The organism is Nicoliella sp. ESL1113 (assembly GCF_058509245.1).
Genome location: NZ_CP196387.1, coordinates 1,189,233 through 1,202,958 on the forward strand (window position 1 = coordinate 1,189,233; position 13,726 = coordinate 1,202,958).

12 protein-coding genes are annotated in these 13,726 nt (G+C 34.3%); all 12 read right to left on the reverse strand.

The genetic code is table 11. The annotated features are described in order from the left end of the window. Positions 1 to 73: 73 nt before the first annotated feature. The 12 genes from ACSYTJ_RS05195 to ACSYTJ_RS05250 all read right to left on the reverse strand — a co-directional run bounded on the left by ACSYTJ_RS05195 (position 74) and on the right by ACSYTJ_RS05250 (position 13,631). Positions 74 to 1,714 carry a UvrD-helicase domain-containing protein gene (locus ACSYTJ_RS05195; RefSeq protein ID WP_491719658.1) on the reverse strand — a complete coding sequence of 547 codons (1,641 nt, stop codon included), beginning with the start codon at positions 1,712 to 1,714 and terminating at the stop codon, positions 74 to 76. A 108-nt stretch (positions 1,715 to 1,822) separates the two neighbouring features. Beyond that, complete coding sequence (locus ACSYTJ_RS05200; protein ID WP_491719659.1) at positions 1,823 to 3,481, reverse strand: hypothetical protein; 1,659 nt, start codon at positions 3,479 to 3,481, stop codon at positions 1,823 to 1,825. Further along, positions 3,471 to 5,348, reverse strand: a complete 1,878-nt coding sequence (locus tag ACSYTJ_RS05205; RefSeq protein WP_491719660.1) for an McrB family protein — start codon at positions 5,346 to 5,348, stop codon at positions 3,471 to 3,473. Before ACSYTJ_RS05205 ends, ACSYTJ_RS05200 begins: the two co-directional genes overlap by 11 nt. 168 nt (positions 5,349 to 5,516) lie before the next feature. Further along, positions 5,517 to 6,059 (reverse strand): hypothetical protein, encoded by a 543-nt coding sequence (locus tag ACSYTJ_RS05210; protein ID WP_491719661.1) that lies wholly within the window; start codon positions 6,057 to 6,059, stop codon positions 5,517 to 5,519. Positions 6,060 to 6,179: 120 nt separating this feature from the next. After that, the gene (locus ACSYTJ_RS05215; protein WP_491719662.1) at positions 6,180 to 6,542 is read right to left on the reverse strand and encodes a hypothetical protein; all 363 of its coding nucleotides are present in this window, start codon (positions 6,540 to 6,542) and stop codon (positions 6,180 to 6,182) included. A 132-nt stretch (positions 6,543 to 6,674) separates the two neighbouring features. After that, positions 6,675 to 7,748 carry an ABC transporter ATP-binding protein gene (locus ACSYTJ_RS05220; protein WP_491719663.1) on the reverse strand — a complete coding sequence of 358 codons (1,074 nt, stop codon included), beginning with the start codon at positions 7,746 to 7,748 and terminating at the stop codon, positions 6,675 to 6,677. A 14-nt stretch (positions 7,749 to 7,762) separates the two neighbouring features. After that, entirely contained in the window at positions 7,763 to 8,581 is an 819-nt protein-coding gene (locus ACSYTJ_RS05225; RefSeq protein WP_491716547.1) for a carbohydrate ABC transporter permease, read from the reverse strand. Beyond that, entirely contained in the window at positions 8,571 to 9,464 is an 894-nt protein-coding gene (locus ACSYTJ_RS05230; protein ID WP_491719664.1) for a carbohydrate ABC transporter permease, read from the reverse strand. The genes ACSYTJ_RS05225 and ACSYTJ_RS05230 overlap by 11 nt, the downstream gene beginning before the upstream one ends. A 76-nt stretch (positions 9,465 to 9,540) precedes the next feature. Beyond that, positions 9,541 to 10,386 carry a metallophosphoesterase family protein gene (locus ACSYTJ_RS05235; RefSeq protein WP_491719665.1) on the reverse strand — a complete coding sequence of 282 codons (846 nt, stop codon included), beginning with the start codon at positions 10,384 to 10,386 and terminating at the stop codon, positions 9,541 to 9,543. A 22-nt stretch (positions 10,387 to 10,408) separates the two neighbouring features. Further along, complete coding sequence (locus ACSYTJ_RS05240) at positions 10,409 to 11,701, reverse strand: ABC transporter substrate-binding protein (protein ID WP_491716550.1); 1,293 nt, start codon at positions 11,699 to 11,701, stop codon at positions 10,409 to 10,411. A gap of 306 nt (positions 11,702 to 12,007) precedes the next feature. Then, complete coding sequence (locus tag ACSYTJ_RS05245) at positions 12,008 to 12,298, reverse strand: hypothetical protein (RefSeq protein WP_491716551.1); 291 nt, start codon at positions 12,296 to 12,298, stop codon at positions 12,008 to 12,010. A gap of 40 nt (positions 12,299 to 12,338) precedes the next feature. Beyond that, complete coding sequence (locus ACSYTJ_RS05250; RefSeq protein WP_491719666.1) at positions 12,339 to 13,631, reverse strand: MFS transporter; 1,293 nt, start codon at positions 13,629 to 13,631, stop codon at positions 12,339 to 12,341. Positions 13,632 to 13,726: the final 95 nt, after the last annotated feature.

Genomic DNA, 13,726 nt, shown 5'->3' on the forward strand with positions numbered 1-13,726 from the left:
CTAGTTCCAGCAATTAAGCGGAACTAGGATTTTTAGATTGATTCGAAATTATCAATAATTGAGTGCAATTTCATTAAATGAATCGAATGGAACCATCTGAACAAATATCTTGCAATAAATTAGCAGTTTTGGGATTTTTATAAACTAACATTAGAATTTTTTCAGCTCTGGTAATTGAAACATACTGTTGAGCATAAAAAATATTGGCTTCCTCATCGTTCATTAAATCATAGTTAACGGTTCCATCAGAATCGACAATTTCTTCACGGTTAATATCGGCATCCATAGAATCAAAACAATAAACAATAACATTTGGGAATTGCAATCCCTTTATCCTTTTCATGGATAAAACAAAAACTTTATTATTACCATTGTCTTCATCATAAGAACTGCTGTATGATATGAACTTTCCATCCAGTAGTTCGATTATTTTTTTACGATCATCCTTACTGCGATACGTTATCAATATATTTTCGTCATTTTTTAAAGCCATTTTAACCATTCTAATCACCATTTCGTCGTCATCATTCACAGCAAATACTGGATGACCATTTTGATTAGAGGATAAATCTGGTTCGATGAATGCTGAATCAGTTTCCCGATATGAATCGGATTCAACATCAAAAGAGTAGTACAACTTACAATAATCTAGTAAGTCTTTTCCAACCTTTGAAATCTGATACGTGTTCCGATAATTATGCTTGATGCGATGACTATTACCACGGTTAATTTGAAGTCCCAAGCTCTTCCATGACATCCGTCGACCGTAAATGTTTTGGGAAAGGTCTCCCAGTAATGTAAAGTAAGTGTGCCCATTAGTTTTCCGCAAATAACTTAATGCATCGAACATCGCTGGTGAAAGGTCTTGCACCTCATCAACAATGATATAATCATATTTTTGACTTTCGGGAATCTGAATATACTTTACTAACCGATAAACATCGGAATAGCTAAATATCCTAGATTCACCATTCGAATTACGATAAGCATCACGTTTTTGATAGTATTTGTGGTAAATATCATATACTAATTTTCGTTGATTACCACCTTTTTTACCAAGGTTAAAAGAGCTCCGCCCTACCCTACTTACTTGTAAGTAACTTTCTTCATCATTGTATGCAATTTCATTATCCTGCATCCATTTGATTTCATCTTTAATCGCCTTTTTAACATCATCTAGGCTTAGGTTATCTTTTTTCCAAATGTTATTATCAGGATTATCAAGATAAGCTTCATTTACAAGGCCATTAATAATCTTATTATTTATTGTTTCCGCAATTGCAGTTGCTTTGCGACTAACATCATGATTGGCGGCACATTGATTATCAGCGTAGTATCGATTAGCGGACACTAAATAGTCATACTCATGCTTATTTAATAACTTTAATTCTTCTTTCGGAGAACAACTATTTACGATATCCCTAAAATATGTATAGACCGTATTAACATCAATATTATCTTCACCATTAGCAATCTGATTAATATTATTCTTGATAAATGAATGGATTGCATTATTAAAAGTTAAGATCAGGACTTTTTGTTTGTCAAAAAATAAACTGTCAACATCGGCTAAGAGGTCAACTGCACGATATATAGCAATCACCGTTTTACCACCACCAGCGACCCCTAATATAATTTGATCTTGATTTTTATTAGAACCTAATGCTTCAATTTGTTCTGAATGTAATTGTTCCCTGGCGGGTAGTTGCCCCATTAAAAACACCCCTCTTAACTAATAATTTCCCGAAAATATTTATAGTAATTATACATCATTAATAAATTAATAATCAACGATATCTAAGTACACTACTTAACCAACTAATTACCTGTTTAATAAGGATAATCCAATTATTAAGGTGTTGATTTGCGTCTCGATAAATGAGCGTAAATTTTGATTGTCGTCACCAGGAATTGTTAAAACTGGTTCAATTCCATTCAACATACTAGTAGTCTCTGCAACGGGATTAATTATCCCAACTTTACTAATAATCCTGAATATATTTATTGGTAAATTTTTTGGATACCGATCCGATTTAAAAATGACTGAACTATTAACCTTGTAATAATAATCTAGCAACTGTTCGCGAACATCTTTATTATCTTGGGCGTATTTATCGTTTTTATCATATTTTAAGATGTTTTCCATTGCTCGATATTTAGTATCCATAATAAAGCTACCTACAAAAACATTATCCACGTCAAAAAGATCCACTCTAATGTCGGGCTTGTAGTGGATACTATCAATCCAAATATATTTACTAGAAATTTTATTATATTTTTGCTTCTTTTTGTTAAATGGACTAAGCATTACATCGTTGTAAACAACTACAGCGGTAATATCAAATGACTGACCTGCCAACTGAATTGTTTTAGTCATCTTAACCTGGGTTTCTTTCGGCAAGCCTAGTCGAATGTTCTTAATTTTTGTTAGTTGATCAGCTAAGCTCCACCCCGCGACATCCCGAAACCCTAGTTGGTTCAGTGCCAATAATGTTCTGATGTAGCCCCAATATTCATATAGATCATAGCTACTCTTTTTTGCTAGTGCAAAATGATTAGACTTAGCGGCTAACGTAATTTGGGATTGGCTTAGTTCAATCAACTTAGTTAAAAAATTACTAATAAAGCGATAGCTATAGTTAATCTGATGTGGTTGACCGTTAATTTGAACATCACTAACGGAACTCATCCATGAGTTACTCAAAAAGTCATTAATCAAATCGCAGTAACCACTAATCAAAGTGTAAGTAATCTTATTAAAGTGTTCATTTAAAATCATACATATCTGTCGTAAATTCGCCTTCAAGGCTTGATTAGTGCGATTATTGAAGTTAACGGTGTTGTTTTGAATAAAATAATTTTGATTTCCGTGGCGATTCATCATCCTTAAGGACCGATTATCCAGCCGCCCCCGTAATGAATGGCTCCAATTATATTGACGTAATAGATCAATATGCGTATGTTTGCGTAAATCAACCAATACATTTTGAAAAATAGCGAAATTTTGATCTAAAAATCGGGCTAAATCATCCAATGCGGTTATATATCTAACCCGTGATTTGCGATCGATCGCCGTTTTAGATAAATCCTTAAAAGCCCGCTCAATATCAATCACCATTTGATTGTATCGTTTGTCAGCATCAAAAAACTTACTATCTATTTTTAACCAAGCGTAGCCAATTTGTTCCCCATTAGTAACCATCATCTTATAGTAGCCTTTTAAATAAGCATCCTTATTCAATTTATTATCATAAAGTGGGATTTCCAGGTCTTGATCAATATAGTAACGCCCGTTTTTGGCGCGCTTTTTATCAATTCCATCGATATTTTCAAGGCCTTCTAAATAAAAGCGTTCGTCTTTGCCAATCTTTACGCTTAGGTAGGTATAGGTATTCTCCTTGGCTATCACCACGTTATCACCCGCAGGGGTAAATCCTATCAAATCACCATGGCCTGGCTTTAAGACAACCCTAGTTTGCAAATCCAATCACCTTAATCTCTCTTAATTTTTGTGTTAATTGCTGTTTCGTTACACTAAAATCTGAAATATCTGCGTATTTATTAAATAGGTTGATCAAATTATTATTATCCAACAATGGTGCTAACATCTGTCTATTCCCACGAATCTTAGGTAAGATTCTTTGGGCGATTTGATAGTCAAATGCAACCCTGGTATCAAAACCGTAGTTATCATTATTGTATGCATTAACATTCGACATAAATACCCTGATGTTATTAATGGTTCGCCAGCTAAAACCGACCGTAGGCATTGCTTTATTAATTGCATCGTATAGTTCATCAAAAAAATTCAAGTAGTTCATTTCAAATGTAAATTGATCATTATGAATCATCTTTTGATAAGTATCAAAAGAGATTTCTTCAGTTCGAACTGCTTTTTTAGCTGGTAAGTTATCCAATTCTGTAAATGGAACCCTTGATAACTTAATTAAGTTAGCCCGATCTAAGACCTTATCTGACAATTCAAAGGTCGATTCATCAATATTAATAGTTCCAATAAACCGAACGTTATCTGAAATAAAGACTTCATGAGGATACACATCACTATTGGTAATCATCGATTGTTCATTAGAATTATAAAGCTTAATTTTACGCTCATTAGGATCTCTTTCTATGGCTGATAGAAACTGTGCAAAGTAATGTTCAACCTTGGAAAGGTTCATTTCATCCAACACGATCAAATATATTTTGTTGGGGTTTCTATTCGCTGCAATTAAGGTATCCGCAATTCCTGAAGCACTCGGTCTATAAATATTTTTAACAACATCAACATAGCCAAGTAGGTCTGAATCACTCTGCCATTCTGGAATTACTGAAACCAAATTAAATTGCTCATCATTTTTAATCCCCATTGCATCAGCATATGCCGTTGCAATCTTAGATTTTCCAGAGCCACTAAGACCAGCTAAGATGGTTAATGGAAAGCTTTTAACGGAGTTATGAAAGTTAGCGATATCTTGCTCATTAAATAAAAACGAATATTTATGGTCTAAAACGTCTACAAAGTGGGCTAAGATCGCATCACCCTTAGTGTTCAATAGTTCTTGATTATATTCATTATTGACTTCTGCGGATTGATCAATCGTTTTTTGAGCAACTTGATGTTGATAGCTATTACTAGGGACGAAAAAAGCATCACATGAATTGTTTAGTGAATAAAATAAGCCATCCGAAATAGGCGTAGCTTGATAATTAGCATTTGAATCTAAATCATATAGTTCATAATTATCATTAATTTTAAATTGCCCGTTAATCGAAAAGTAGTTATTACCATCACGCCAAATTAACCCATCAATATTTACTTGATCATCAATCTTTAAATATGAATCGATTTTAATTGGTTTACGGGCGTTAAGTAAACTTAAGAGATTATTAACGTCATTAATTTCTTTAACAGAATTAGGGTTTAGCACTAACGATGCAGTATTGAAATCAAGCTTCCCATTATCATTAATAACCGCAATCAAAGAATTATTAGAATTAAAATCATTGATCCCATTACTAAAATCCATATCAATAATGAAAGCTTTACCACTACACCTACTTATCAATTCGTTTTCAAATTTATGTGATTTTTTCTTATCACTAAAATAATCGTTATTAAAAATTTTGCGTTCTTTAAGTAATGCATTTAAATTGAGTCCGCCTACCTTAGTATCAAGATCTTTAATTGAAGTAAACTTTAAATATATATACGGCTTCAATTTACTATGGTACTGCTTATCAAGCATTCCCTTATAGACTAATCTAATTACTGTCTCAACATTACTACTAGTAGGTATATAATTAATAAAAACATTTTCTACTTTCGCAACTGCTTCATGTGCCATTATCATTCTCTCCCTAATAGTTGTTTGAATTTTTTATGTAAACAAGTATTTTTAATAATCATATTATAATGTTAATATCTAATCAATTGATTTTATATTTATTAATCATTTCAAAATTAACATTAAAAAGAGGGTTACTTGGAAAAAATCCAAGTAACCCCCTATTTTTTACATCAATACGTTTGAATTCGCTGATTTTTGATTTGAATACTTCTTAGCTAACTGTTTAGTTTGATAGTATGTTCCTGAATCAACGTTCGATTGCATCGATCTGATTGATAACGTCTTATGCTTATTGACAGTTTGAACCTTAAAATAGCTGCCTGAGCCATATTGTTGATCCCAATCATAAGTCTCTAGCCAGCCACCAGTTTTCCAGGCATAAATCCAATTTTCCTGATCCTTGGTAACCTTTTTAGCATCATGTTGTTTATAAGCATGTAATGTAATCTTAGCATTCGTTTTGCCGTTATTCGTTACGGTCAGTTGATTCTTAGTCAGTTTTACAGCCGTATAACCAGTCTTTTTATTGTATGAATACCAAGTCATCTGCATTGCCTTTGGAAAAGTCTTTACGTACTTTTTAGTTTCTGCAGTCGTATTGGTCGTGGATGAAGAATTTGAAGTTGCAGCATTTACCGCAGTAACACCAGTGCCAAACAATAATAAACTAGCTGATAAAGTAGTAAACACCATTTTTCTTAATTTCATAATCTATCTCCTTTAGTTTCAAGCTAAATGTTAGTTTACACGAATTCAACGCTAAAGCAACAATATGATATCAATCCTTAATCATTAATTTCCAAACAGCAATCAAATAAAGGGACGAATTTAGTCAACGAACCCCTTTGATTTTACGGTGAAATAATACCGTCGCCCGCCACTAATCACAAAGTTATCATCCTCATTATCGCTTAAATAAATATCATAATTTTCAATAAATCGATGTGCTAAGGTTGCAATTGCTTCGTTAGTAGCGACCCCAAATAAATCTTTATCCTCTTCAAATGGTTGATTAACCACATCATCGTGACGATATTTCTTCCCAAGATAAACACTAGCTAAACCCTGGTAAAAAGCAGCAGATAGCAAATCTTCTTGACTAGTGGCAAAGCTATTTAAATGCCCATCAAAGCGTTTTAGGTCAATCAAATAATATTTATATGCATCAGCAGTGACTTTCTGTAAATTCATTTGCATCCCCCCATGGTTTTAAAACAAGCATAGGTGAATTTAGTAATTGAATCAATCAATAATATCCTTGCCAATCTAAAAAGCCCATTAATCCACCCTAGGATAGACTAATGAGCTTTTATTAATGGTCAACTAAATTCTTTCACCAGTTTCTTTATCAAAAACAATTATTTTCTGATTATTAAATGAAACGCTAACTTCTTTATTACTGCCATCCCAATCGCTTACGTTCGCTTTAAACGTTGTTCCATTCTTAGTTTCAAGGGTTAGCTCGTAATACTTTCCATAATCGACTACATATTTAACGTTCGCCTTAATTCCAGAATCTGAATTATTAACTAAAACATTTTCGGATCTGATCCCTAAAACGTAACTTTTACTATTATCCAATTTAATCTTATCAGGTAATATTTTTGCCAATGAATATTCATTTTCAAGGTATGGAGTCGCATTTTGGAATGTAATATCAAAAAGATTAATCCTTGGCGTTCCAATAAACTTAGCAACAAACAGATTAGCGGGTTCTTCATAAATCTTCTTAGGACTATCGATCATTTGAATTTTACCATCATTGATTACAGCGATTCGATCACCCAGAGCCATTGCTTCCATTTGATCATGGGTAACGTAAATAATCGTCTGTTCACTATCGTTATGAAGCCGAATGATTTCATCCCGTGCCTTTTCACGTAATTGAACATCAATATTGGATAAAGGTTCATCAAGTAAAAAGATCCGACTCTTCTTAGCCATTCCCCTGCCAAGGGCCACCCGTTGCTTTTGTCCCCCTGACAACTGAGCAGGATATTTCTTCTGATGGTCAACTAAGTCGAGTGACTCAAGAATCTTTTCAACCCGATTCTTAATTTCTGTTTTACTAACCTTGTGAACCTTAAGTGCGTATTCGATATTTTGTCTAACCGTCATATTTGGATAGAGCGCATAATCTTGAAATACCATGGCAATGTTTCTTTCACCACTTGCGGTATTCTTAACATCCTTACCATCAAAAATGATTTCACCATCGCTTGGTGTTTCAAGTCCCGCAATCATTCTTAAGGTAGTAGACTTTCCGCATCCTGAAGGCCCTAGTAGAACCAAAAATTCGCTGGGGTTAATCTTTAAATTCATATCTTTGATTACTGAACTATTTTTAAAGTTTTTAGAAACATCTTTTAATTCAACGCTTGATCCTGAAGTACTCATTTAAAATCCCTCTCTTATTTTAGTCCCGCACTACTGATATTGTTCAAAATGTATCTTTGAAGCGCAATATAAATCAATAGTGGTGGAATAATCATAATTGTTGCGACAGCCATTGCCAGTGGGAAGTTAGTTCCCCCTTCACTGGAGATATAGTTCTGTAATGCTAATGGCAGTGTAAAGCTACCAGTATTCTTCAAAATCAAGGTTGGCCATACATACTCATTCCATGAATTAATGAAGAACAACGCACCCATACTGATGATACTTGGTCTCAATAATGGTAGAACGATATTTCTAAAAATCCTAAAATCACCCACATTATCGATCTTAGCAGACTCAATCAAACTATATGGAATCTTACCCATTGATTTAACAAATAACATGATTCCAGAAGCATCACATAGTTGTGGTAAAACGACCCCGATAATTGTATTCAAAAGGTGCGCTCTCGAAATAACTAAGTAGTTCGGAATCATTGTCATTGTAAATGGAACAAACATCGTTGCCATAAATACAAAGTAAATCCATTTCTTACCCTTAAAAGCATGGTACTTAAAGGCATACGCTGCTAATAATCCTGTAAATACCTTTCCCAAGGTTACCAAACTAGCCATAAAAAAGGTGTTCCAGATCAATTGAATGATGTTTAATTGTTTCGCAAGGGTAATATAATTAGCTAACGAAGGGTGACTAGGGATAAATTGCAGTGGAGTTTGATACGATTCTTGGACCGTTTTAAATGAATTCCCAATCATAAAGATAACGGGTAAAATTGCAACTAAACATACGATAATTAAAATCACGTGCCAAGCGGTGTATTTATTAACCTTCATTGCCAAAAATCTCCTTTCCTTCAACAAATTTAATTTCTAAGAATAAAAAGATGAGGAAAATAATAAAAGTAAAGATTGCCATTGCAGCGGAATCACCGGTCTTATATAAAACAAAGGCGTTTAAATAAGTGTGATAAATCACATTGGATGATCCATAATTAGGACCCCCTTGAGTAATTACACTAATTGGGGTAAATACATATTGAAGCCCCTGCACGACGGTCAAAATCAACACGTACATACTAATGCTTTTGTTCATTGGCATAACAATGTCTTTCACCATCCGCCATTTAGGAATTGCATCCATCTTAGCTGCATTTAAAATATTCTCAGGAATTGCTCCCAATCCAGTTAAGAGCAAAATAAAGTTATAACCGAACACCTTCCAGTTAGCAATCAAACAAAGCACCGTAACTGCCATCCCACCAGAATTGGTCCATTGCGGTAGTTTGACTCCGATTGTGTGAAAGAGCTCAGCAACTGGTCCAGCCACCGGATTCAATAACCAAGAAAATAGCATTGCACCAACCACTAATGAAAATAAACTTGGGATGAAAAAGATGATCTTATAAATCCCCTTCATTTTGGAAATAAAATACTGAACGATAATTGAAATGAAATAAGGAACAATAAAGTTCAAAATTAATAGGAAAATAATATAAACAACCGTATTAAGGATTACTTTTAAATTAGTTGGGTCTGTAAATAATGAAATATAGTTTTTTAGCCCGACAAAGTTTTTATCTGGTGAGATCAAATTCCAATCGCAGAAACTTAAATAAATAGTATACAAAATTGGTATGATCAGAAAAATTAACATTATCAGTCCGGCTGGGGTTAAGTATAGAAAAGATTTCCAACTCCCCTTTTTATTATTAGTCATTTAACCGCTCCCGTTTTATTAAATACTTTCATTAACAACGCGACCTCCTAAATAATTAGGAGGTCAGTTCGTTGCACTATTTAAATTTACCTTTATCTAAAAATTCAATGTCCTCAACTTTAATGTGTCCATTAATATTGCTAGGGCCATGGCCATCGCTTAATAGCTGAACCAAAGTCGTCCCGATATTATTATCGTCAATATCAATGACATTATAGCTAGTTGCGTCACAATAAACGTGATCGTATGGGTCTCGACAATCGATATGGTATGCAGTCGAATCACCGATTACATTAAAGATGCCGTTATAGTTATAACTCGTTGGAAAATGAACATGTCCCGAGAATACTCCAATAACGTTTTTACCATTAATGATGTCGTAAAATTCATCACCATTTTGTAAAATACTATACTTCATGTACTTTAATGGAGCCCCATAGGCTGGGTGGTGCATAAAGATAATTGAACTCTTGTCTGATTTGCTTAACTCATTAGATAACCAATCTAATTGATCACTGCTTAGATATCCCTGTTCAATATTGCCATGCTTAGTATCTAAAAAGTAATAATCATAATCAGGTGAGGAAACTTTATAGTAGTACTTATCCTTAGCTTCTTGATTTAAATATCCCTTATAGAAATCAGCAGTGCGATCATGATTACCTAACGTTACGTAAATCGGCATTCCTAGCTTTTCACTTTGTTGATCAAGATAACGTCTCAACATTTTGTAGTCCGTCTGATTGCCTTCGTGAATAAGGTCACCAGTAATCACAATAAACTCAGCTTTTGAATTATTTTTTTCAATATCATCAAACACTAGTTGTAGTTTATCATTTGGGCTAAATTGTTGTTTCATTTGCTTAGCACCAGTGGTGTTTTTTAAATGAGTGTCTGTTATCTGAATTATCTGATGAAGCATCTTTAAACCCCCATTTAAACTATTATTGTTGAGAATTAATCTTATCTTGAGCTTCCTTTAGTGCTGAAGAAACATTGCTACCTGCAAGAATCTTACTTTTAGCATCGATCAATGTTTGTTCTGCTTGTAAACCATTCTTAGGGAATGAAGTCCAAGGAACAGCGTTGCCCAATTCTGAGTTAGCAGCCTTTAGTAATGGCATCTTAGTAAAGTATTGCTTAAATTCAGTTGAGTTAGCGGCATCCTTAGTTGGTGGTAAATAACCAGTTGCCTTAGTCCAATCAACAAGTGATGAGTTCTTGTAAAGGAACTTTTCAAATGTCCAAGCAGCCTTTTGCTTAGCTGAATCTTGGGAAGTAATTGCAAGCATTGACCCACCAACTGGAACCTTCAATTCGTGACCAGAGAAGGTAGGTGCAGTTTGAGAAGTTACATCGAACTTAGCACCACTCTTAATGTGAGAAGCTTGGGCAACGGTCGTGAACATCATTGCAACCTTACCAGTGATAAAGTCATCAATTCCTTGATCCCATTGAGTATGCAATGCAGATTTGTCCTTATTAACCATGTCTTGGTAGAATTGCATAGCCTTGATTCCTTGGGAACTAGCAAATGTTGCCTTTCCATTTTCTTGGATATTAGCACCATTACTTAACATCATTGCTTGTTGAGCCCAAGTGTCACTAGGTTCTTGAATGTATACCCCGTAGGTATTACCACTACTTGCTGATTTAATCTTATTAGCAGCGGTTCTAACCCCTTCCCAAGTACTTAAGCTACTGGACTTAATGCCATACTTTTTAAGTAGGTCATTGTTCACATATAGGATAGGAGTACTTAATGAATAAGGTAATCCAACTAATTTACCATCACTGTTCTTTGCGAATGATAAAGTCTTGGATGAGAAATTATTGTTAATAAAGTTACTTCCTGAATCAAATTTGCTTTGTGCATCGGTTGGTGTCATATATTTAAATGTCTTAGAGAAGTAGTTGGAATATGACCATCCAACTTGTACAATATCTGGAACCGTTCCAGATGCTTGTGCAGATTGCAGGTTTTGCATTAATCCTTGGTACATATTAGGATTATACTTTGCGGTCACCTTAATGTTCTTATGTGTATCGTTAAATTCCTTAACTAATTTGTTAACAGTTTGTCCACCCATTGTCTGGGCGTTAACATGCCAATAAGTAATATTTGTTACCTTATCTGAATCTGATGATTTACTTGAGCTACACGCAGCAAGCGTAGCCCCTAACGTCAAAACTGATAAAACTCCTGCCAAAAATTTTAAAGCTTTATTAGCTCTCATAATTATATCTCCTCACTTTCAATAACAATATTATCAAATGAAATTAAACTTAAAGTAAATTTAATGTATTAAGTTTGTAAAGATTATAATTTAATATTGTAAATAAATTAGAATCATAAAAGATATATATGAAGATAAAATATGCAAAAAAGATCCTAGCCCCGTTAAATCAACGATGCTAGGATCATATTTTTGAAAATATTATTTTAAATTCAACCGATTGTCCTTTAATTCATTTAATTTAAAGCCTTTGTAGCCGTCCTCTCTCAATAATAAAAGGGGTGCCCCAATTGGACACCCCCATTATTATTTAAAGCTAATTTCGAACTTTTTGTCAGCCCATTCAAAATTAATTTTAGTTTCAAAAACCTGGCTCATATAAAATTCAGTGGTACTGATTTCATCATCACCAGCAGTAATTAAAAATCTTAATTCATCATCATCGTTAGGATCCTTAATTAACTCTTCGTTGGTTTTGTTAATTCCAGATAGGTCGATCGTGAGCCCTTCTAAATCATCAACTCCGGTAAATACTTCATCTGGCTTAAACTTACCCCTACGTAAACACATTAAAAATGGCATTTGTAATCTTTTCAAAATAATTCAACTCCTATTTAATAGTACTTATATCATATCATTATTTAACACGTTTTAAGAGAAATTCGTCATCTCGTTTTATATCACGTACAAAAATTGACGTGCTAAGGGTTGCATAGATTACTAATAAAATTCCACTAACGATCAAGACGTAACTGCCATGCTTAAAAATATCGAACAGCAGCGTATAAACCAACGTCCCCACTGGCATGATTGCAAAACTAGCGGTATAAAGCGTCGCACTAACCCGACCTAAAATATGGGTATGCACGGTACTTTGTAGTCTAATCTCAATTGCAAGATCGAAGATGGCAAATGCAAAGTCCATTAATAGTGCTAATAATAATCCAAAAATGCCCACCATCAAAGGGCTCGGCTTTATTGCAAATAACGTTCCTAGGCCTAGTAACGACAGTCCATTCAATATCAATGCTGCAATCACCTTCTCGGCAAAATGACGCTGGTTTTTAGTGAACGTCATCAATAGACTCCCCAGTAGATAGCCGATCGAATAACCCATTTCAACGAACACCACGGTTTGATTGCTCATATGCAATTCGTTCACAATGATGAATGGACTCCCCGTCACAACAGCGGTAAAGAAGAAATTGACTACGATTTCTGAAATAATCGTATCCCTAATAAACGGTCGTTTCTTCATGTAATGCAACGTTTCTGTGAATTGTTGCAGCTGTGAAGCCCCCTGTGCTGTTTTTTCACTGGGTTCTGCCTCATAAAAATGAAGTGACATCATAATCAGAAGTGCAATTACAGTTGCAACCATTTCCAGGATTATCAATCCTTCAATACTGATCAATGAATATAAAAGGACCCCAAACACTGGTGATAAAATCCGCGAAGCCGATGCACAGGCAGTGGTCAAAGAACTCAGTTTAGCAATTTGACTTCGGTTCACCAATTGCTTAATCGATGCTGAATAGGCAGTGTTTCTGACGTTAACTAGTAACGAATCAATTGCGATGAATAACCCTACTGGAATCAATAATCCCATTCCGTGAAAGTGTGGCAATGCAATTGCTAATAACCCAAACCCAAATAAGCGTAATAAAAATCCCCAAAAGATGATTCGTTTATGATCATGATTATCCACAAAGTTACCAATTGGAATAAAAAAGATCAAACTCATTAAGGGGGCCACTACCAATCCCATTCCAAAGCTCAGTGGCGAGTTAGTGGCATGCAGTAACATAAAGCTGATTCCATAATCGAAAATCCCAAAACTAAATGCCCCTAATCCATTACTAGCAATCGCCTTTAAAATCTGTAAGTTAGATTCCTTATCAGTTAACGCTAGTCCTCCTTGGTTATCCATTATTAAACACCTCCTCATAAAGGGTTTAATAACTATTCTAAAATTTTACAGAATAAAAGACAACTAAATTGGAATCAAAAAACTCCTGAATGCCA